The 22079-nt window shown below is 45.3% G+C and carries 18 protein-coding genes and 2 pseudogenes; 12 read left to right on the forward strand and 8 right to left on the reverse strand.

Translation table 11 applies throughout. The features are described 5' to 3' along the window. The first annotated feature begins 37 nt into the window (after positions 1-37). The 5 genes from P3X63_RS02575 (at position 38) to P3X63_RS02595 (ending at position 6088) form a co-directional block, all read left to right on the forward strand. Entirely contained in the window at positions 38-1675 is a 1638-nt protein-coding gene (locus P3X63_RS02575; protein WP_026585898.1) for a spore germination protein, read from the forward strand. Further along, a complete protein-coding gene (locus tag P3X63_RS02580) occupies positions 1665-2891 on the forward strand; it encodes a Ger(x)C family spore germination protein (RefSeq protein ID WP_277692427.1) in 1227 nt (408 codons plus the stop codon). The genes P3X63_RS02575 and P3X63_RS02580 overlap by 11 nt, the downstream gene beginning before the upstream one ends. Before the next feature lie 22 nt (positions 2892-2913). After that, positions 2914-4014: a GerAB/ArcD/ProY family transporter gene (locus tag P3X63_RS02585; RefSeq protein WP_277692428.1), complete on the forward strand. Its 1101-nt coding sequence runs from the start codon at positions 2914-2916 to the stop codon at positions 4012-4014. A 61-nt stretch (positions 4015-4075) separates the two neighbouring features. Beyond that, positions 4076-4804 carry a MerR family transcriptional regulator gene (locus P3X63_RS02590; protein ID WP_277692429.1) on the forward strand — a complete coding sequence of 243 codons (729 nt, stop codon included), beginning with the start codon at positions 4076-4078 and terminating at the stop codon, positions 4802-4804. 1059 nt (positions 4805-5863) lie between these two features. Beyond that, positions 5864-6088, forward strand: coding sequence for a hypothetical protein (locus tag P3X63_RS02595; RefSeq protein WP_277692430.1), 225 nt, complete (start codon positions 5864-5866; stop codon positions 6086-6088). Here the strand turns inward: P3X63_RS02595 and P3X63_RS02600 are convergent. Then, positions 6063-6746: an ABC transporter ATP-binding protein gene (locus P3X63_RS02600; RefSeq protein ID WP_026585904.1), complete on the reverse strand. Its 684-nt coding sequence runs from the start codon at positions 6744-6746 to the stop codon at positions 6063-6065. The genes P3X63_RS02595 and P3X63_RS02600 overlap by 26 nt on opposite strands. 15 nt (positions 6747-6761) lie before the next feature. Continuing rightward, positions 6762-8210 carry an ABC transporter permease gene (locus tag P3X63_RS02605; protein WP_277692431.1) on the reverse strand — a complete coding sequence of 483 codons (1449 nt, stop codon included), beginning with the start codon at positions 8208-8210 and terminating at the stop codon, positions 6762-6764. Between the two features lie 212 nt (positions 8211-8422). Here P3X63_RS02605 and P3X63_RS02610 point away from each other — a divergent pair, with 212 nt between their 5' ends. Together P3X63_RS02610 and P3X63_RS02615 are read left to right on the forward strand one after the other, a co-directional pair. After that, on the forward strand, positions 8423-9109 hold the full coding sequence (locus tag P3X63_RS02610; protein WP_277692432.1) for a response regulator transcription factor: 687 nt from the start codon (positions 8423-8425) through the stop codon (positions 9107-9109). Next, the gene (locus tag P3X63_RS02615; protein WP_277692433.1) at positions 9099-10523 is read left to right on the forward strand and encodes a sensor histidine kinase; all 1425 of its coding nucleotides are present in this window, start codon (positions 9099-9101) and stop codon (positions 10521-10523) included. Before P3X63_RS02610 ends, P3X63_RS02615 begins: the two co-directional genes overlap by 11 nt. 77 nt (positions 10524-10600) lie before the next feature. Here the strand turns inward: P3X63_RS02615 and P3X63_RS02620 are convergent, their stop codons facing one another. Continuing rightward, the gene (locus P3X63_RS02620; protein ID WP_277692434.1) at positions 10601-12319 is read right to left on the reverse strand and encodes a methyl-accepting chemotaxis protein; all 1719 of its coding nucleotides are present in this window, start codon (positions 12317-12319) and stop codon (positions 10601-10603) included. Positions 12320-12464: 145 nt separating this feature from the next. Next, positions 12465-13826 (reverse strand): aspartate kinase, encoded by a 1362-nt coding sequence (locus tag P3X63_RS02625; RefSeq protein WP_026585909.1) that lies wholly within the window; start codon positions 13824-13826, stop codon positions 12465-12467. Between the two features lie 258 nt (positions 13827-14084). Between P3X63_RS02625 and P3X63_RS02630 the strand changes: the two genes are divergently transcribed. Genes P3X63_RS02630 through P3X63_RS02645 form a run of 4 tightly spaced genes read left to right on the forward strand, consistent with a single transcriptional unit; the run spans position 14085 to position 17682 of the window. Then, positions 14085-15035: an ABC transporter permease gene (locus P3X63_RS02630; protein ID WP_026585910.1), complete on the forward strand. Its 951-nt coding sequence runs from the start codon at positions 14085-14087 to the stop codon at positions 15033-15035. Further along, on the forward strand, positions 15028-15975 hold the full coding sequence (locus P3X63_RS02635; RefSeq protein ID WP_026585911.1) for an iron chelate uptake ABC transporter family permease subunit: 948 nt from the start codon (positions 15028-15030) through the stop codon (positions 15973-15975). Before P3X63_RS02630 ends, P3X63_RS02635 begins: the two co-directional genes overlap by 8 nt. Continuing rightward, entirely contained in the window at positions 15972-16733 is a 762-nt protein-coding gene (locus tag P3X63_RS02640) for an iron ABC transporter ATP-binding protein (RefSeq protein ID WP_077735718.1), read from the forward strand. Before P3X63_RS02635 ends, P3X63_RS02640 begins: the two co-directional genes overlap by 4 nt. Positions 16734-16743: 10 nt before the next feature. Further along, complete coding sequence (locus P3X63_RS02645) at positions 16744-17682, forward strand: siderophore ABC transporter substrate-binding protein (RefSeq protein WP_277692435.1); 939 nt, start codon at positions 16744-16746, stop codon at positions 17680-17682. Between the two features lie 205 nt (positions 17683-17887). On the opposite strand, the pseudogene P3X63_RS02650 reads toward P3X63_RS02645, so the two are convergent. Further along, positions 17888-18195 (reverse strand): annotated as a pseudogene (locus P3X63_RS02650) (cation transporter dimerization domain-containing protein); the annotation flags it as partial. 184 nt (positions 18196-18379) lie between these two features. On the opposite strand from P3X63_RS02650, the gene bglS reads away from it, so the two are divergent. Next, positions 18380-19111 carry a beta-glucanase gene (gene bglS / locus P3X63_RS02655; protein ID WP_026585914.1) on the forward strand — a complete coding sequence of 244 codons (732 nt, stop codon included), beginning with the start codon at positions 18380-18382 and terminating at the stop codon, positions 19109-19111. A 214-nt stretch (positions 19112-19325) separates the two neighbouring features. Here the strand turns inward: bglS and P3X63_RS02660 are convergent. From P3X63_RS02660 to P3X63_RS02670, 3 genes and pseudogenes are all read right to left on the reverse strand, one after another. Beyond that, a pseudogene (locus tag P3X63_RS02660) lies at positions 19326-19446 on the reverse strand (transporter); the annotation flags it as partial. 168 nt (positions 19447-19614) lie between these two features. Further along, positions 19615-21030: an MDR family MFS transporter gene (locus P3X63_RS02665; protein ID WP_277692436.1), complete on the reverse strand. Its 1416-nt coding sequence runs from the start codon at positions 21028-21030 to the stop codon at positions 19615-19617. Between the two features lie 12 nt (positions 21031-21042). Next, positions 21043-21927, reverse strand: coding sequence for a TetR/AcrR family transcriptional regulator (locus tag P3X63_RS02670; RefSeq protein ID WP_026585916.1), 885 nt, complete (start codon positions 21925-21927; stop codon positions 21043-21045). Between the last annotated feature and the right edge of the window lie 152 nt (positions 21928-22079).

Here is a 22079-nt window from a genome sequence, read left to right on the forward strand (position 1 = left end):
AAACATATGAAAAACAAAAAAGGGGATTCTGACAGCCATGCCATTCTTTTTTAAAGGTCGTCCCAAAACAGAAAAAAAACGAGAATCTCTGATGAGCGATGATAAAACGCCGGAAAGCAGCCATGTCCATGGCTTAGTTCGGTTTTCACTTGCCGAAAATCTCGATGTTATCAAAGAAATCACCGGAAACAGCGCGGATGTCGTCACCCGCAAGGTGAAAACAGGCGTCGATGGAGAAATAGAAGTAGCCGTGGTGTATATCGGCGGCATTACCGATGAGAAAGCGATACACGATTTTTTGCTTGAATCGATCCTGAATGCCGCGGAGCTGAAGGAGAAGGAGAGCGGCTTTGAGGTTCTTGAGGTGATTGCCGGGGACGCCGTCGCACTTGGCGGGGTGAAGCGGGAGAAACAGCTCGATCACATTCTGAATTCGCTGATGGCCGGAAGCACGGTCATTTTTGCTGAAGGGACGCAGAGCGCGGTCGTCACCAGCACAAAAGGCGGGGAAAAGCGCTCCATCAAAGAACCGGAAAACCAGCAGGCGTTTCGCGGGCCGCGCGAAGGTTTTATTGAATCGCTTGATACGAATATCGCAATGGTTCGGAAAATCATCAAAAACCCCAATCTTTGGGTCGAAAAAGTGAACATGGGCAGCGTCACCAAAACGGATGTCGCAATCATGTACATCAATGGAATCTGCAATAAAAAAACGGTCAAAGAAGTGAAAAAGAGACTCGCGGGAATCGAGATGGACAGCATTCTCGAATCAGGCTATATCGAACAGTTTATAGAGGATGTCTCCTTCACGACTTTTCCGACGGTTTATCACACTGAAAGACCGGATATGGTGGCGGGAAACCTGCTTGAAGGAAGAATCGCGATTCTTGTTGACGGAACACCGTTTGTCCTGCTTGTTCCGGCTGTTTTTATTCAATTTTTTCAATCTGTTGAAGACTATTACTCCCGATTTGATATTGCGACATTTATCCGTTTTTTGCGCGTTCTCATCTTTTTTATATCATTGATCGCTCCCGCCGTATATGTCGGTGCGACGACGTTTCACCAGGAAATGATTCCGACACAGCTTCTCGTCGTCATTGCCGCACAGCGTGAAAATGTTCCTTTTCCGGCTGTGGTGGAAGCTTTGATCATGGAAGTATCATTTGAAATTTTGCGTGAAGCGGGCATCCGCCTTCCGAAAGCGATCGGCTCTGCGGTCTCGATTGTGGGCGCCATCGTCATTGGCCAGGCGTCGGTTCAAGCGGGGATCGTGTCTCCGGCGATGGTTATCATCGTCGCCATCACCGCAATATCAAGTTTTGCGACACCATCCTTTGCGATGGCCATCTCCGCCAGGCTGATTCGTTTTTTCTTCATATTGGCCGCGTCGACGACAGGCTTTTTCGGGATTATTTTAGGGCTGATCGTCATGTTTGTCCATTTATGCAGCATTCGCTCCTTCGGTGTTCCATATATGACGCCTTTTGCGCCGTTTGTCTCCAAAAATTGGGGAGATTCTATTGTCCGCGCCCCTTGGTGGACGCATGAGGAAAGGCCTGATTTGATCGGCAATGATAATAAGCTCCGCCAAGGAAAAGATCAGAAGCCCAATGCACCGGATTCAAGCGAAATGAAGATAAAGCAAAAAGAAGGTGACCAAAATGAAACGTAGGCTGGCCATCTTGTTCATGCTTGCTGCCGTTTCCCTTTTTTTGACGGGCTGCTGGGATAAACGGGAATTGACCGACTTGTCGCTCGTTTCAGCTATCGGTATTGACAAGGGTGAAAAATCGAAATATGTGATGAGCTTTCAGATCGTCAATCCCAATAGCGCCGCCGGCGGACTGCAGGGTGGACAAGGGGGAGACAGGCCGCCCGTATCAAACTATTCGGTCGCCGGGAACAACCTGACGGAAATGAGCCGCCATGCTTCGACGAAAATTTCCAGGGAGCTCTATTATTCCCATACAAACCTTGTTGTCGTCGATGAAGCACTTGCTAAAGATGAAGGGATCATTAAAATACTTGACGTTCTTGACCGTGACACCGATTTTCGCGCAACAGCGACGATTATCATTTCACACGGAAAAAAAGCGAGAGATTTAATCAAGGCGCTGACACCGATCGATAAAATTCCCTCAAACAAAGTGAACAAAACATTGCAATTCACGGAACAGGATCTTGGAGAGCATATGAAGACAAGCGTTCAAGATGTGATCAAATGTTTAACCTCTCAAGCGAGGCATCCGGTCATTCCGTCATTCAAACTGGTGGGCAGCACACAGAAAGCCGAAAAGATGGAAAATGTTCAGTCCACCGCCCCGTCAGCAACGGTTGAAGCCGACGGCTTAGCGGTGATCAAAGAGGGAAAGCTCGTTGATTACCTTAATGGTAAAACCGCAAGAGGCGTTCTGTGGATTCGGAACAAAATAAAACGGACCTATATTACGCTTTCATTAGACAATGAAGAGCAGTCTGTCACTTACGATGTCATTCGCCAGAAGACCAATGTCTCGGCAAGGCTGAAAAACAACCGGCCGGCCATTTCCGTTCATGTAGAAGTGGAGGGGGATATTGGCGAAGTCGGCGTTCCCATCAGCCTGGAAGATCCGAATGTCCTTGATCGAATTGAGAAGCGGACAGCCAAAAAAATAAAAAAGGAACTGCAGCACACGATCGATATCGTCAAACAGCATAAAACTGATGTTCTTCAATTCGGTGATGTCGTCTATCGATCATATCCGGCGCTTTGGAATAAAATCGAGCCCGAGTGGAGCAACCGCTATTTTCCTGATTTGGATGTCGATATTACGGTAAATGCTTATGTGCGCAGAACGGGATTAAGAAGCGACCCGAACATATTGAATTATAGGGAAGGCCGTTCATGACGAAAAAAGGAGGGGATTTTAGATGGAAAAAGCAAAAATCAGTGCGAGCCAGCTGTTTGTGCTGATTATTCTGTTTGAACTCAGCAGTTCCCTGCTGATATTCCCCGGCCAGTCTGCAGAGCAGGACGCATGGCTGGCGATTCTGTTTGGAACAGTCGGCGGCCTTGCTCTGTTTTTAATGCATCATTATTTTTATCAGGTCAATCCGGATATGACTCCTTATGATACAGTGATGCAGATGTTTGGAAAGCCGATCGGCTGGACCATTTCATTTCTTTACATTATTTACTACAGCTACATTGCAGCGCGCGTGTTGCGCGATTTTGGCGAAATGCTGCTTACTTCAGCCTATCCGAACACGCCGATCGTTTTTGCAAACGGACTCTTGATTGCGGTTTGCATTTATACCGTCAGAAAGGGGATCGAAGTATTAGCGAGAGCCGGTGAACTGCTGTTTGGCATCATGTTTGTGATCGCGGTCGCAGGCTTTCTTCTGATCGTTTTTTCCGGTTTGATCGATCCGCGCCAGCTGCTGCCCATCCTTGGAGACGGTATCAAACCAATGTTGAATGCCGCGCTGACGGAAACCTTGTATTTTCCGTTTGGAGAGATCATCGTTTTTACGCTCATCATGCCGTACATCAGCGAGCCGAAAAAAGTCAAAAAAGCCGGTTTGTGGGCGATCGCGATCAGCGGAGCTGTTTTGTCCCTCAATGTGGCCATGAACATCAGCGTGCTCGGCGTCGATCTGAATATGCGCTTCCGCTTTCCGCTGCTCAGCACGATCCAAACGATTCAAGTGGCTGAGTTTTTGGATCGGCTTGATGTCATTTTTATGCTTGTTCTCGTCATTGGCGGCTTCTTTAAAATGAGCGTTTTCATGTATGCCGTCACTGAAGGAATCTCCATCTTATTCAAAGTGAAGCATTCGTCAAAAGTCGTTCACGCCGTCGGGATTGTGATATTAATTTTGTCGGTCTCCATAGCCAGCAACATTTCTGAGCATGTCAAAGAAGGAATTCAATTTGTGCCATTATACATACACTTGCCGATGCAAGTGATATTTCCGGCTTTCATGTGCCTTTTTGTGTATTTTAAAACAAGAAAGCGAAAAAAAGTGTAAAGTTGATGTTGACCTCAACCTTAGGTCACCCCTTAAGATTACATACCGAGGTGAAGTTTACATGCTTTATACGGTAAAAGAGGTTGCAAGATTGGCCAATATCACGATCAAAACGCTGTATCATTATCATAAAATAGGTCTTTTGTGTCCGACTAAGGTGACGGAAGCCGGCTACCGCCTGTATGGAATCAAAGAGCTCGAACGGCTGCAGCAGATCCTGTTTTATCGCGAGCTGGAATTTCCCCTCAAAAAAATTCAACAAATCTTAGACGGTGAAGCTGATCGATTGACACTTTTACGGGAGCAAAAAAAGCTTTTCCTCTCCAAAATGAAGAGGATGGAACAGCTTTTGGAGACGCTTGAGCAATCGATCAGGCACGCCGGGAAAGGAGAAATGATGGATCAGGAAGCGATGTTTAAAGGTTTTTCCAGCAGTGAAGAATGGGAGGAAGCGCTCGATGAGCAGAGGCAGTATTTGCAAGAGATGTATGATGTGGATATTCTGAAAGGTGAGCCGATCATAGCGGAAGAGATGAACGAAAAAGCCGAGGAAGCCAGCCGTTTCATGAGCGGGATGGCTGAGGCGCTAAAGAACGGTTTAAAACACGACCATGAACAAGTGCAGGCTTCGATTAAACAGCACATCGGTTTTTTAGGTATCACGGCGCAAGACTTTCAGGCGCAGACCCGTTTCTTTATAGAAGACGATTTTCACCGCGGTGTGCTTGAAAGCCAGCAGACAGGACTGTCCTATTATATGATGGCGGCGGCAGAAGCGTTTGCCGTCTAAAAAAAGCGGTGTCCCGTATGAGGCGGGGTTCTCATCTGATCTTGATGTTGCAAACAGATTCTTAAATTCCTGCTGAGGGGCATATTTCATTCCCTCTCAGGGTAGATACCCACTATTCTTGTTGCTACAATGAAACTAAATCATAATGTATAATCAATATACAATCAGTATACACTTCTATTCTCAAACACAGATCGAGCAGACATGAATATAATTTATTCTGAAGAGTATATTGTAAATACAAAAAGATCGAAGATGCTCGCTACATCTCCGATCGGCAATAGAATAGCTCCTGTAAGGGAGTCGGCTTTTGTCCAATCAAGGGTAGGAACGCCTAGATGTCGGAGTCTGGGGCGTTCTTACTTTTTTTTTCGAGAAACGATGGGCAAGCGACAGAATCCCTACAATCAAGATTCATCATTAACTGAATTGCGCTTTCCACATCCATGTTCTCACCTCCCTCTTGCTAAACTGGAGGTGAGCCGAACACCCCTGCAAGAAGCCGATCTATTTCTATATTTAACTTTAAAGGAAGCTGCAAATAAATAAAAGACCCTCTCTTTTTTCATGTAGTGTCCCTGAATCCTCCTTTTGGTAGCTGTGTGTTAGTGTCAGTATCATTACAATCAATGTCCCGAACAACGGAATTAATTGAAATGCAGTCCCTTCCTCTCAAAATAAATTTCGTGATCTCACCTCCTTTTTTTCAAAACAAAGTTTTTTGAAATTAAGTGTAAAAATTTTTTACTTCTATCGAGTCTCATTAAGATATATGAGCAGAGTGTGACATTTTAAAATAAAGACCGCCATCCTTTTTTAAGGTGGGGGCCTATCAGTTAAGGTTCATTTATTAAGATTTCATCGCATTCTATGCATTTTACCGCGATTTCCTTTTTAGAAGTGTTTAAACTTTCCAGGCTTTTTCTCTTCTTGCTGCTTTCCAGCCTCGTCGTGAAATCCTTTTTGCGCAATGCCGTGCTGGTGTTTTCATGTAAGATCACTCCTGAATTTAAAAACCCGAACAAAACAGCTGCCAGGCCCAATTAAGATAAAACCAGAATGAAAAATGTTGGCCGTTTTTCAGATCCTCGCTTAAGAAGCGGAAAGGCGGCAGTTGTTTTTTTGAATGCTATTTCCGGGCCGTTTTCATTAATCGTCGTCATCAAGATCCAAGAAGCGGCGTTCTCAAGGCATGAGAACGCCGCCGTTTCAACGAGGTGTGTAAAACGGGTATGTGCGGTCAAAGCCTGCGAAGCTTTTAGCCGGCCGTTTGTCTATGCTTGATCGTAAAGCTGCCTCTTGAAAGCCTGATGTTGACGTCAGATACTTTTGCGATTTGTTCGTCATGGGTCACCATGATGACGCATTTGTTTTCTTGATGGGCCAGGTTTTGAAAGAGGCGAACGATGTCTTTCGATGTATCTTCATCCAGGTTGCCCGTCGGTTCATCGGCGACGATCAGATCGGCGTCACAGCAGAATGCACGGACGATGGAAACCCGTTGCTGCTGTCCGCCGCTCAGCGTCAGCACCTTTTGCCGCGCTTTCTCTTCGCTGATGCCGACTTTCTCCAGCATCTCCAAAGCGTACTGCTCCGTATTTTTGATTTTTGAGCGCGTAATCTCCATGGCTGACGTAATATTTTGCAGGGCCGTCATGTATGGCAAAAGATTATAGGACTGAAAAACGATTGATACATATTGATTGCGAAAATTGGTTAGTCCGATCTTGGAAATCGTTTTTCCTTTATAAAGAATCTCGCCTTCTTTTGGAACATCAAGCCCTCCGGCAAGAGATAAAAAGGTGGTTTTGCCGGAACCGGAAGTTCCGACAATCGTGTAAAACCGGCCTTGCTTAAATTCGATATTGACGTCTTCGAACAGAGATTGTTCTTGATCTTTGTACCAGTAGCAAACATCTTTAAATTCTAAAATATTGCTCATGTTTTTCCCTTCTTTCTATTCTTGTTTTGTTAAAATCGTTTTCGGATGGAATCGTAAAACAGAGATCGACGGCAGCAATGTTGCAAGTACAGCGATTAACAGGCCGATGCCGCCCAGCGCCATCATATCGCTGAGTGATACGTGAATATTCAGCTGGTCAATCGCTTCGACTTGTGCGGAGCTTTGTCCAAAGAATCCGCCGTCAGGCATACCGCCGCCTGCCATTTCGCCCGCGGACTGGCTGTCTGATTGCTCAAGCTGCTGGGACAAGAGCTGATTGCCGATTTGACCTGCAATAAAATTGCCGGTTAATGCGGAAATGCCGATGGCCAGGACTGCGATCATCAAAATTTCGGTCAAAAATTGCCCGATCAGTTTCCAGCGCTTCTCACCGATCGCCATCAAGACGCCCATTTCGTATTTTCTTTCCCTGATCGACATCATCACGATCAGCCCGAGGATCACCGCTCCGGCAATCGTGACGAGATAGACGACATTTTTGGAGAAGGAGGCCACATTTTCGATCGGACCGACCATCTGCTGGTACAATTGATCATTTGCATCCAATGTGAATGTATCTAAATCGATGCCGGTTTTCTTGGCCGCCGCGATGAACGCGTCGATGTTGGAAGCATCGTCCATGTTGTATACGGCTTCGTCAATCGTGTTTTTATAATCGTCTCCTTTTAAGGTTGACGCAACTGTAGACGGTGTATAGATTTTGTTGTACGGGTTTAAAAAGGCGAAGTTTTGCGCCTGGTTATCTCCTGAAGACGTCGTTTTGTAAATACCTACAACCTTCAATGTGATTGTTGTGTCTTCATCTGTGCTTGCTTTGACTTTGATCGTGTCACCGACTTCCAAATCATTTTCATCTGCGAGCGTTTCTTCAATCACGGCAACCTTTTGCTTCACATCATCTTCTGTCAAAGCGCGTCCCTTCGTGATTTTTGAAGTGCCGTCGGAGAATTCGTCAACCAGTGCCGTGCTTGTGACACCTTCGATCGATACGTCCGCCTGCATCATCTGACGTCCGCCTTGTTCATTGCCGCCAGGTCCGGCAGACTGCTGGCTGTCAGTATTAGATGAATCGGAATCCTCATCACCGCTTTCAATCGGATCGAAATTGTCCGCTAAAGCAGATGTTGAGGAGATAAAATTATAGCTTTTGACATGGTCAAGCTTTGCCAGTGTTTCAGCTGATTTGACGGAAACAGGTGTGGATGCAAACCTTTTACGGGTTCCTGATTCCTGCTGTTCCTTCATCATTTTTTCTCTGTCCACTTGGTAAGTGACACTGCCTCCCAGCTGTTCTCTCGCCAATTCACTCGACTTTGTAGCGGCTGACTGGATCGAAAGTCCCGTCAGCACCAAAACGCAAATCATCGTAAAGACAAACAGTTGCAAAAGGGTTTTCCCTTTCTTCGATTTCATGCTCCAAAAGGCGCGCTTGAAAAAATTCATAGCATTTTATTCCCCCATTTATATGATTGTGGTGATTGTCCATTCGGGGCAGCAGGACTTTTTCCTTACTGCCTGATTTCATATTAGACGCAACTTATGAAAAAATTATGACCAAACTGTTGCCAGTCCTTTAAATGTTCAGGAGAGAATTGAGAATTCAGAGAACGATGTGTAAAATGAATCTAATGTTTGACTAGCGGAGGCCGTTGACAATGAAAATATTAATGATAGAAGATAATTTGAGCGTATGCACGATGACGGAAATGTTTTTTGCGAAAGAAGGCTTTGAGACGGAATTTGTCCATGACGGACTTGAAGGATATAACCGCTTTAAATCGGGCAATTGGGATTTATTGATCATTGATATCATGCTGCCGTCAATGGATGGGGTTACGATTTGCAAAAAGGTCAGGGAAGAAAGCACCGTACCGATCATCATGCTGACGGCTAAGGATACGGAGTCCGATCAGGTGCTCGGTTTTGAACTCGGTGCTGACGATTATGTGACAAAGCCGTTCAGCCCTTTGGCGCTTGTGGCGAGAATCAAAGCGGTGAGCCGCAGATATCAAAACACCGGGCAGCAGGCTCCCGCTGATGATGATATCCTTGAAACCGAGCATTTTAGAATCAATAAAAAGACGAGAGAGGTATTTTTAAACGGAGAGCAAATTAAAAACTTGACCCCGAAAGAGTTTGACTTATTGTATTATCTGGTGCAGAGTCCGAAACAGGTGTTTTCAAGAGAGCAGCTGCTTGAGCAGGTGTGGGGCTACCAGTTCTACGGAGATGAGCGGACGGTTGACGTTCATATTAAAAGGTTGAGGAAAAAGCTTGGCAGCGATTCACGCCCATTTCTGTATACCGTATGGGGAGTGGGGTACAAGTTCGATGAAGATTAAATATCTCTATCAGCTGCTGGCCAGCCATATCAGTATTTTAATATTGGCGTTTCTCATCACAGGAGCGGTATTTTCACACTTTGTCAAAAACTTTGCATACGAAAGCAAGGTTGACGAACTGACGTCCTACGGCTACCGGATCATGGGCGAAATGGAGATGCGGCCGAAAGGGGCGCCGGCCATTATGAAACCTTTTGAAGAAATTTTAAGAAGCAGGAAGATCAGTTTCTTCCTTTTTAATGAAAAAAAAGAAGTTCTGATGACTCCCCAAGACTTGCGGCCGCGAAAATTGCTGCTGAGCGATGAAGAGTGGAAAGAGCTTCAAGACGGGAAGGCCGTTGTCGTCAAAACCGATATGAACCGTTTTAATGAGGAAGTATCGGTCGTGGCGCTGCCCAACATCGTCAACAATGAATTTCAGGGGGGCATTCTTCTGACGGCACCGATCAGCGGGACGGAGGAAATGATCGGCGAAATGAACCGCTTTATGCTTTATACGGCAGCCGGTGTGATCTTAATTGCCTTTCTTTTGAGCTGGCTGACGTCCAAGTTCCATGTCAGCCGCATACAAAAGCTTCGCGATGCGACGAAAAAAGTCGCCGCAGGGGATTATAACATTCATATCGAAAATCGCAATTTGGATGAAATCGGCAGTCTGGGCACCGACTTTAATACGATGGCCCGGAAGCTCAAAAGCTCCAGCGAAGAAATCGACCGGCTGGAAAAACGGAGAAGGCAGTTTATCACAGATGTGTCCCATGAATTAAAGACACCTTTGACGACGATCAGCGGTTTGGTGGAAGGGATGAACAGCCAGACCATTCCGGAAGATCAGCAGGAAAAATGTTTGAAGCTGATTACGGAGGAGACGAAAAGGCTGATTCGCCTCGTCAACGAAAATCTGGATTATGAGAAAATCCGCTCCAACCAAATAACATTGGAAAAACTGCATTATCCGCTGATCGAAGTGTTTGAAATCATTAAAGAACAGCTGGCGATCCAGGCGGAAGAAAAACATAATCAGCTGATCCTTGATGTGGAGGATCATGTGATGGTGAATGCCGATTATGACAGGCTCATTCAAATCCTTGTCAACCTGACGAAAAACAGCATTCAATTCACCTCAAACGGAACCGTTTGGCTGAGGGGAAGGGAAGACTACAAAGAAACCGTCATTGAAGTGGAGGATAACGGAATCGGCATCGATCAGAACGATATCGAGAACATTTGGGATCGTTTTTATAAAGCCGATTTATCGCGGACGAACACCCCTTACGGAGAGTATGGACTGGGGCTGTCCATCGTCAGACAGCTTGTCGCCCTTCACAACGGGACCGTCGAAATTGAGAGCGAGAAAAACAAAGGAACGAAATTTGTGATCCGTCTCCCTTTGACATCGAGGGATGATGGTTAAGCAGCTTTGACAACGTCAGGCTGCTTTTTTTGCTGAAAAAAAGAACCCCTAAACTGGAACGTTTAAGGGTTGGCAAGCTAAGCTTTGATTTTGAACTTCTGAATGAGATCCTGCAATTCTTCGGCGTTTTGCGCAAGGATCTGGGATGAAGCTGCGATTTCTTCCATTGAAGCGAGCTGCTCCTGTGTTGCCGCACTGACTGTTTGCGTGCTTTCCGCGGCTGTTTCCGCCACTTCTTTCACACCGTTAATCGCGGTTTCGATTTCCTCTGTGCCGGCCGTCAGGTTTTTCACCAGGTCTGTCACACCGTTAATCTGCGCGGCCACTCCTTTAATCGCATTCTCGATTTTATGGAACGCGCCGCCGGCTTCATTGACGACGACAAGTCCTTCTTTGACTTCGCCGGTTGCCGAAACAACCGTATTCATCGTTTGTTTTGTATCATTTTGAATAATCGTGATCAATTTTGTAATCTGTTCTGCGGAGTGTGCGGATTGTTCCGCCAGCTTTCTGACCTCATCAGCGACAACGGCAAACCCTTTACCTTGTTCCCCCGCTCTGGCCGCTTCGATGGCCGCGTTTAATGCGAGCAGATTCGTCTGTTCTGCGATGCTCGTAATGACTTCAGTAATATTCCCGATTTCATTTGAACGGTCTGACAAATGCTTAAATGCTTCTGAGAGTGAGGCAACCGTTTCATTAATGGACTGCATCTGTGAGCTGACTTTTTGCATGACCGCCGTTCCTTCGAGCGACATTTGCGCGGTTTGATCAGCGGTTGCCGCCGCTGTTTCTGCATTGGAAGAAATTCTTCCGGCAAACTCCGTCATTACTTTAATGATGGTTCTGCTGTTTTCGACACTTTCCGCCTGTTTGTCAGAGCCTGCTGCAAGCTCTTGAATGGTCGAAGAAATATATTCGCTTGCTTTCGTGCTTTCCTCAGCACTCGCGCTTAACTCTTGGGAAGAGGAGGCCACTTGATGAGACGTTTCACCAACCGTTTCAATGATCGAGCGGACGCCCGCCACCATGTTGTTGAATGAAGATGTCAATAAGCCCAGTTCATCTTTTGATTGATACGTTCCTTCAACTGTAAAATCACCTTGCTCTGTTTTGGCAAACAATTTTTGAATGTCTCTTATCGGCTTGGCGATCAGCCTTGTGATTAAAAGGCCGATTGTGACAGATAAAATAAGAGCAGCAGCAATCACAGCGATGAGAAGCATGGTAAGCGAACTGGCTTCTTTAGCATCTTGCTGATAAATCGTTTTTGCGTTCTCAGCATTCAGCGTTTGAATCTCTTCAAGCTGTTTAGCGACAGCCTCTCTCTGAGGCTCCATATCTTTCAAGTAGACGTCATACGCCTCCTTGTTTTTGTTATCTATTGCAAGGCTCTGCATCTGCTTGCTGATGTTTTGCAAATCCGTATATTCGCTTTTAAAGCTCTCATACTTTTCCGATAGATTGTCCATTAAATTCAGTTGATTGATTTTTTCCATGATGGACGTGTTTTCTTCGTTTTTTTCATTGATGTTTTTTTGCAAGGTTTCATTTCGGTTTTTGTCTTTCGTAACCATCAATTCAAAGTTGTACGTATCAAGTTCAAGGTTGTTGGCTCTTAATTTTGCAAATAACTGATTGGGGATTAATTGCTCTTGATAAATCAACTCCGAGCCATTTGAAATTTTGTTCAATCCTCTGATGCCCTGGATGCCGACGATGGCTAAAGCAAGCGCGGAGATGATGATGATAATAAATAGCTTGCTTCTAATCTTGATGTTTTTTAGCAGGTTCATATTTTTTCTCCCGTCGTTTATTTACTATAGATATCGGTCTGTGAAGAGCGGTTGTGAAGAGAACTCATATGAAATTTCCGATATGCAAATAAAGGAACGGGAATATGTTCTCACAACAAAAAAACCCCATAAAAAAAGGGGTTTTTTACACGAGCACTTTCGCGAAGAATTCTTGATATAAGGCGCGGACCGCTTGCTTTTCCTGCGCTTCTTTGACACCGAACATCATGCTGACTTCTGATGAGCCCTGATTGATCATTTCAATATTGACATGTGCGTCAGACAGAGCTTTTGAAGCTCTCGCCGTCGTTCCGACATTATGGCGCATCGCCTCACCGACCACCATGATCAAAGCGATATTGTGTTCGATCGTCACTTCATCGGCGTCCAGTTCTTTCTTGATCCGTCTGGTGACCCGCTCTTCAATCGTTTCATCCATTTGATCCTGCCGCAAAATAATCGTGATGTCATCGATGCCTGAAGGGATGTGCTCATATGTCAGACCGTCGTCTTCAAGGATTTGCAGAACGCGGCGTCCAAATCCGATTTCACGGTTCATCAAATATTTGCTGATATAAATGCTGCAAAAGCCGCTGTCACTGGCGATTCCGACGACCGGACCGTTGGTGTTGTCCCGCTCAGCTACAACTCTTGTCCCTTCTGCGGCCGGATTGTTCGTATTTTTGATCTGAACCGGGATGCGGGCGCGGAAAGCCGGGATCAGAGCTTCATCATGAAAAACGGAAAAGCCGGCATAAGACAATTCGCGCATTTCCCGATAGGTGAGTTCGCGAATTTCTTTCGGGTTGGAAACGATTGACGGATTGACGGAATAAACGGCATCAACGTCAGTGAAATTTTCATAAAGCTCGGCTTTCAGGCCGTTTGCCAAAATCGAACCTGTAATATCGGAACCGCTTCGCGAGAACGTAATGACTTCGCCTTTCTGGTTGAAACCGAAAAATCCCGGAAAGACAATGATCCCCTTGTGCTCTCTCAGGCGAAACAGGTTGTCATATGATTCGGGCAGCACCTGGGCGTTGCCTGGTTCACTCGTTACAAAAAGGCCGGCGTCTTTTGGACTGACATATTCGGCTTCAATTCCCCGATGCCGGAAGTATGCCGCGACCAATTTGGCGTTGTTATCCTCTCCGCTTGCTTTGATCGCATCTATAAATCGTTCGGGATTTTGCTTATCGCCTTCAAGCAGATGAAGCAGATCCCGGCGGATGCGGCTGACCACGTCACCGCCAAGCCCCAGTTCCATTGCGATGTCGGCATATCGCCCGACAATCGTTTCGACAAGCTCGGGCGCTTCCCCTGATAATAAATACTGCCTGGCGCAGTCAATGAGCAGATCGGTTACTTTCGTATCTTGTGCATGGCGTTTCCCGGGGGCTGATACGACGACAGCTCTTCTCTCGGGATCGGAAGTGACGATTTGAAAAACCTTTTCAAGCTGTGCTCCTGTTGCAAGCGAACTGCCGCCAAATTTAACGACTTTCATTCAAGACATCTCCTAAAGTTTAAATTTTCACAATAAATTTAATTTTTATTATCACGCTTTTTACAAGAAGAATCAAGGTTTTTCTTTTCTAAAAGAACAAATGTGTTTTTCAGAAGGACTTTTTGATTGAATGAGCTGCATCATATTGACTATGTCAGAAAAAGTGATAAGATGATGGATGGGTCTTATTGATAATGATAATCATTTGTGGTTGGCTGAGGGGGTATGTTTTTTGTTTGGCAAGGAGGCTTTTGCAGCATGAAATTACGGTATTTATGGCTACTGCTTATCATTCTTTCTTTCTGTTCTGTTTTCATCGGCGTGAAGCCATTATCGCCTTTTGATCTTTTTCATTTGGATAAGGACGACATTCAAACGCTTTACATAAGCAGGATCCCCCGCATGATCAGCATCGTGCTCGCAGGCATGAGCCTCGCCATCTGCGGGCTGATGATGCAGCAGCTGACACGCAATAAATTTGTTTCACCGACGACGGCCGGAACGATGGATTGGGCGAGACTTGGCGTGATCATTGCCATGATGTTTTTTTCTTCGGCCGGGCTTGTGGTGAAAATGCTGTTTGCCTTCGTGTTCGCACTGATCGGCAGCTTTCTGTTTGTCAACGTTTTGGACAGAATCAAGTTTAAAGACGCCGTGTTCATCCCTCTTGTCGGCTTGATGCTCGGAAGCGTCGTCAGCGCGGTCTCGACGTTTATCGCTTATCAGTATAATCTCATCCAAAATCTCAATGCATGGTTTGAGGGTAATTTCTCACTGATCATGAAAGGGCGGTATGAGCTGTTATATCTGAGTATTCCGCTCGTGATCATCGCCTATCTGTACGCCAACAAATTTACGGTAGCCGGAATGGGTGAGAGCTTTGCCGTCAACTTGGGGCTGAATTACAAGCGAGTGGTCAACATCGGCCTGATCATCGTGTCGGTGATCTCATCCGTCGTTATTTTGACGGTCGGGACGCTTCCGTTTCTCGGTCTGATCATCCCAAACATCGTCTCGATTTACCGCGGGGACCATTTGAAAAACAGCCTTCCTCATACGGCATTGCTCGGCGCCGTATTCGTCCTGTTTTGCGACATATTAGGGCGGCTGATCATTTTTCCGTATGAAATTTCCGTCGGTTTGATGGTCGGCATCATCGGGAGCGGCGTATTTCTTTATTTGCTGTTAAGGAGAAAAGCCTATGCGTGATCAAAAGAAAATGTTGATCCTGATCATCATCGCGGCTGTTTGCATCGGCGTATTTCTGTTTTACGGCCTGCCGTCCGTCTGGGAATATGCCCTGCCGCGAAGAATAGCCAAAGTGCTGGCGATGATCGTCGTCGGGACGGCGATCGCGTATTCTTCGATGATCTTCCAGACGATCACAAACAACAGAATTTTAACGCCGAGCATTCTCGGACTTGATTCGCTTTATGTGCTGCTGCAAACGGCCATTATTTACTTTTTCGGTGCAGCGCGATTGGCCGACCTTGGGAAAAACGGCAACTTTCTATTGTCGACGGCCTTGATGATCTGCTTTTCATTTGTGCTGTTCGTCCTGATGTTCCGCCGCGGAGGCAGGCACATCTTTTTGCTTCTGCTTGTCGGGATCATATTCGGCACTTTATTTAGAAGCTTGTCTTCCTTTATGCAGATGCTGATTGATCCGAACGAATTCCAGGTCGTGCAAAGCAAAATGTTCGCCAGCTTCAACAATTTGAATACGGACATCCTGCTGATCGCTTCGGTGCTGATTGTGGCGGTTCTTCTCTATGCCTGGCGGTTCAACCCGTATTTTGACGTGCTGTCGCTCGGCAGAGACCAAGCCGTTAACCTTGGCATCGACTATGACCGGACGGTGAAAAAAATGCTGGTCGTCATCGCCATGCTTGTATCCGTATCAACAGCGCTCGTCGGGCCGATTACCTTTTTGGGACTTCTCGTCGTCAACGTCGCAAGGGAAGTGTTTAAAACATATAAGCACAGCATCCTGATTCCGGGAGCGGTTTTGTTTTCCATCATCGCGCTTGTCGGCGGCCAGTTCATCGTTGAAAAGCTGTTTGGTTTAACGGCGACTTTGGTTGTGATCATTGATTTTATCGGCGGGATTTATTTTATTTACCTGCTGCTGAAGGAGCGTAAAGGATGATAGAAGTTCAACATGTCAGCAAACAATACGGAGGCCAAACCGTTGTTGAGAGTACATCGCTTTCGATTCAAAAAGGGAACATCACCTCTTTTATCGGGCCGAACGGAGCGGGAAAAAGCACGCTGCTTTCCATGATCAGCCGACTGACCGGCATGGATTCCGGAAAAGTGCTGATCGACGGCAAAGAAATCGGTGCTTACAAAAGCCATGACTTAGCTAAAAAAATCAGCATTTTAAAACAGTCCAACCAGATCAACATCAGGCTGACCGTCAGAGAGCTTGTCAGCTTCGGCAGATTTCCCTATTCACAGGGAAGGCTGTCGCAAGAGGACTGGAGATACGTTGATGAAGCGATCAAATATATGAAACTGAAAGACATCGAACATAAGCATTTGGAAGAGCTGAGCGGCGGCCAGTGCCAGCGGGCTTTTATCGCAATGGTCATCGCGCAGGATACCGATTATATTTTGCTTGATGAACCGCTGAATAACCTTGATATGAAACATTCGGTGGAGATTATGAAACTGTTGAAAAATCTCGTCGAAAAGCTCGGCAAAACGATCGTCATTGTCATTCATGACATCAACTTTGCCTCGGTTTATTCCGACAGGATCGTCGCCCTGAAAAACGGGCGGATCGTCAAAGAGGGGCCTGTGGATGAGATCATTCAAACACCGGTGCTGAAAGACATCTATGACATGGATATCCCGATTGAGCAAATCGGAGACCAAAAAATTTGCGTTTATTTTAAAGGATGAGGTGATTATCTTGAAAAAACTATCATTATTGTTAATGGCGCTGGTGACAGTGCTTGTCATCGCGGCGTGCGGAAGCCAATCCGCTGATTCAGGTGCGAAAAAAGGAGAAACGGTCACAATCAAACATGCGAGCGGCTCAACAGATGTACCCAAAAATCCGAAAAAAGTCGTTGTCTTCAATTTCGGAGTGCTTGACACACTTGATGAGCTCGGATTAAGCGACCGCGTTGTCGGCCTTCCGAAGCAAAGTCTTCCGGCTTATCTTAAAAAATATAATGATAATAAGTATGAAAGTGTCGGCGGACTAAAAGAGCCTGACTTTGAAAAAATTGCTGAACTTGAGCCCGATTTGATCATCATCGAAGGCAGACAGTCGGAACAATATGATGAGTTCAAAAAAATCGCGCCGACGATCGACATTCAGCTTGACCAGAAGAACTATATGAAGAGCTTTAAAGAAAATACCGAAAACATCGGCAAAATCTTCGGCAAAGAAGATGCTGTAAAGGATGAGCTGGCGAGAATTGATAGCCAGGCAGAGAAAGTCAACAAACTGGCTAAAGAAAAAGGCGGCAAAGGATTGGTCGTCCTGACAAGCGACAAACAAATCAGCGCTTATGGAAGCGGCTCAAGATTTGGCCTGATCCACGATGTACTTGGCGTTGAGCCTGCTGATCAAGACATCAAAGTATCCCTTCACGGCCAAAGCGTTTCTTCTGAATATATCTCAGAAAAAAATCCGGACTATCTGTTTGTCATCGACCGGAGCGCGGCCATCGGGGAAAAAGGAACAGCCAAAGAAGTGATTGAAAACGAAATCGTCAAATCGACAAACGCGTATAAAAACGGTCATATCACATACCTTGACCCGGGCTACTGGTACTTATCAGGCGGAGGACTTGAGTCTGTGTCAGAAATGGTGAAAGAAGTCGAAAACGGATTGAAATAAAAAACAGCCGGCACAGTCCGGCTGTTCAGGCTGTTGAGAAAATCCCGACAGCCTTTTTGAAATGTTATCTATACAATATATTGAGTTCGTCCTATAGATACACTTTATATTGTGTATGAGAAAATAAAAATGAGGGTTTCTTTGATATCAGTCTTTAAAAACCCCACTTTCTCTTTAATCTTAGCTTCCTGTGGCAGGAAGCTAATTATTTCCGTTCTATAGGCTCCATATGAACATGCGAATAATCAACCGCATGCTCCTCCTTATTCCCCGCTCAATTGCATTGGCGATATCGCGGCTTTCCGTCATATTTAAATCAGCGGATACTTCAGCCGCTACATCAACGCAGACCCTACTGCCCAAGTATCTCGTGAGAGCTTTTCGATCGTTTTCTTATCTGAAATGTCCTTAACACGAAGCCATCTGTTAAAGAGCCGGATGAATCTTTAACAATATCCCATCCCGTTTTTTGAAATGAGAAGACCAATTCACAAACGCCGTGACCATATCAATTAAAGTTGAGTCTAAGTATAATCCAAAGAATGTGCAAAGCCAAATGACTTTTCAATCTAAAAGATAGGTACAGGATTCTAGTAAGTAAGATTCTTTATTATCATTATTTTGACCGATGTTCCCTGTTAAAAGGATCATGTATGATCGATAAAGAAAACGCTTTCAAGAAAAGGGGACTGCCAACATGCCTTATCGTATGAAACGAGTGTTGTTGCTTCTTATCACTGGATTGTTTATGAGTTTGTCTGCATTCACTTCTACTGCCTCGGCTCAAGCAGGCGGATCGTTTTTTGACCCTTTTAACAGCTATAACCCCGGTTTATGGCAAAAAGCAAATGGTTATTCGAATGGAAATATGTTCAACTGCACTTGGCGTGCAAATAATGTATCAATGACGTCATTGGGTGAAATGCGTTTGGCGCTAACAAGTCCATCCTATAACAAGTTTGACTGCGGGGAAAACCGTTCTGTTCAAACATATGGCTATGGACTTTATGAAGTCAAAATGAAACCAGCTAAAAACACAGGGATCGTTTCATCGTTCTTCACTTACACAGGTCCAACAGATGGAACGCCTTGGGATGAGATTGATATCGAATTTTTAGGAAAAGACACAACAAAGGTTCAATTTAACTATTATACAAATGGTATAGGAAACCATGAGAAGCTTGTGAATCTCGGATTTGATGCAGCCAATGCCTATCACACGTATGCGTTCGATTGGCAGCCAAATTCTATTAAATGGTATGTCGATGGGCAATTAAAACATACTGCGACAAGCCATATTCCGACAACACCAGGAAAGATCATGATGAACTTGTGGAATGGTACTGGTGTCGATGAATGGCTCGGTTCCTACAATGGTGTAACACCGCTATACGCTCATTACGACTGGGTGCGTTATACAAAAAAATAGTGTCATATATCATAAGAGCCTGCTGCCTCAATATAGCCGGGCTCTTATGATTGTAATGAGAAATTGTTGGCATGAATAGTCTTCTATACGAAACTTATCGAGATAATGCCAGTCCTCTTTCTTTTGTTAAAATAACATCTTCATATTCTTCAATTTCTTTTTGTTGTTCTATCAATCTTTCTCTTTCGTTCACTAAAATCGCCCGCTGCCGTCCCGCAATCATATCCGGCGTCTTGTTTAGCAAAAAAAATGGATTCTCCGGCGCTGAACAGCACTTGCAGTTCGATAGCTATCATAATAAAGGATGCAAGCGTTTCGGCCCGAAAGTGACGATAGATCATTTTTTCTTTTTATCCAAGCTTACCTGCTGAAGACTTCACAAATTTGGAATAAACCGTCATATTTTCTCACACGGATTTTCGACAAACGGAACAGCCGGCACAGTCCGGCTGTTTTTTATTAAAAGACAAGACACCAGTTCAGTTCGAACTGGTGTCTTTCCTTCAGCGCGCAGGCTGCTCTTGCTTCTGCGGCTTCTTTTTCAGCGTAAATGAGAGAATAAATCCGATCAAGGCGAGGACGGCTGCGACGATAAAGGCTGAGTTCATTCCGTGTACGACTGCGTTCAACGGATTTGAAGTGCTGGCGTGTTTCGTCGACGTACTCATCACAGAAATTAATACAGCCGTACCGATCGAACCGCCGATTTGACGCATCGTATTGTTCATCGCTGTTCCGTGCGGAATCAGATGATTCGGCAAAGCGTTGATGCCGGCTGTTGTCAGCGGCATCATGATCATCGAAGTTCCGATCATGCGCACGGTATAAATGACGACAATGAATGTCAGTGATGTATCGATTTTCAGATCGGCAAACGGTATCGTCGTCAAGAGCAGGAGGGCAAATCCGATGATCGCCAGCCCTTTTCCGCCGATCTTGTCAAAAATCCTGCCGATAATCGGAGACATAATCCCCATAGCGACCGCTCCCGGCAGAAGCATCAGACCGGAATCAAAAGCGGTAACGTCTCTGACGTTCTGTGTATAAAGCGGCAAAATCGTTTCTGTACCGATCATTAAGGCGAAAACAATCATTCCCAGCAATGTGGTTATGCTGAACGTCCATGATTGAAAGACGCGGAATTCGAGAATCGGTCTTTTGATCCTCAACTGTCTCATAATAAAGACGATTAAGGCAATGGCGCCAATGACAAATGAAGTGATAACGGTATTGTCTCCCCATCCTTCTGAGCCGGCGCTGCTGAATCCGTACAATAATCCGCCGAACCCTAAGCTGGACAGGATGATGGAGAGGATGTCAACAGATGTTTCTCTCAATTTCGTTACGTTTTTCATCAGAATGATGACCAATACAAGGTCAATGAGCGCAATTGGCAAAATGATATAGAATAAGTATCTCCAAGTAAAGCTGTCAACGATCCAGCCTGACAATGTCGGACCGATCGCCGGGGCAAAGGCGATGACAAGGCCGACCATCCCCATTGCCGATCCCCGTTTTTCAACCGGGAAAATCGTTAAAAAGATCGTTTGCATAAGCGGCATCATAATTCCGGCGCCCGCGGCCTGGATGATCCGCGCAGTCAATAGAATCGGGAAGTTAGGCGCGAACGCGCCGACGATCGTACCGGCTGTAAAGATTCCCATCGCTGCAATGACAAGCGCCCGGCTTGAATACCGCTCAATCAAAAAGGCGGTAATCGGAATCAGAATCCCGTTCGTCAGCATAAAGGCCGTTGTCAGCCATTGTCCTTGTGTCGCATCGATATTCAAATCCGCCATAATATGCGGCAGCGCGGTAACTAAAAGCGTCTGATTCAAGATCGCGATAAAGGCTCCGGCAATAAGCAAACCGACGATGATCTTTCGATTATAGGTTTGCTGTTCAGTTTCTGTATTCATGTGAAATCCCTCTTATTCTTTCGTATATATTGTTTTGATTTGTGCTATTGTCTGTTCCAGCGTCTCGATTTTTCCGAGGTAATCGAGGAGAGCCTGAATCAAAAACGGACGCGGCTCTTCTTCGAACATTTCTTGGCACAGCATGCCCGCGGCAGATTGCAGTTCCTTGACGTCAAAGTCATCGTTTGACAGCGAGCGGATTGCATCTTTCAGTGTTTGTAAATGCCCGGCCAGCAATTCTTCCTTTTTGGGCGGGTGTGGAATGGCCATATTCATATAGCTGGCTATAATGTCTTCATTTAATGAAGGTTTCATTTCACCGGTCTGTTTTTTCTCGATGTACAAATCCAACAAAGACATAATGAATGGCGGAATCGACTCGACATGAGGCTGAGATTTTTTAGCTGCGACTAAGAAAAGGAATTCCCTCATCAAGCCGTGGTAAATGATCACGAGCTCCCAAATGTACGGTTTCACCTCTTCTCCGTACGCCTGAATGATCGAATCTCTGTGCCAGCTGATAATCATCGACTTCGTCTGTTTGAGATGCTTTCGAATAAGGGCCGTATCAGGAGACGCCCCGTCGTTGGACATGAAGTTGATAAATTGACGGTTTTCTCTAAACTCCATGATTTCCAGGGCGATTTTCTTTGCGAATCTCTCTTTCGGCGTCAAAGAGGATTCCGTATTGATTTTGGCGCTTTTCTTCAGCATTTCTTCTTTTCTGAAGTTGATTAATGCCAGCAGCAGTTCTTCTTTTGATTGAAAGATTTTATAAATAGAGGCCTTGGAAATTTTGCATTCTTCAGCAATCGCCTGCATCGAAACATTGAGGTAACCTTTTTCGGCAAACAGTTTTTTGGCGGCTTTTATGATGTCTGCTTTCTTATCCTTCATCCTTGATCCTTCTCTCACAATGATAAAACCCATGAGTCATAAAAAAACTCATGAGTTTTCATAAAAGAATATTAGCAGACACGACCGGTACGGTCAACGATTTTGTTTCAGTTTATTTGGCGGCTGGTTTGATCGATTCAAAAAGGGGGGGA

Source organism: Bacillus sp. HSf4 (assembly GCF_029537375.1).
Classification (GTDB): Bacteria; Bacillota; Bacilli; order Bacillales; family Bacillaceae; genus Bacillus; species Bacillus sonorensis_A.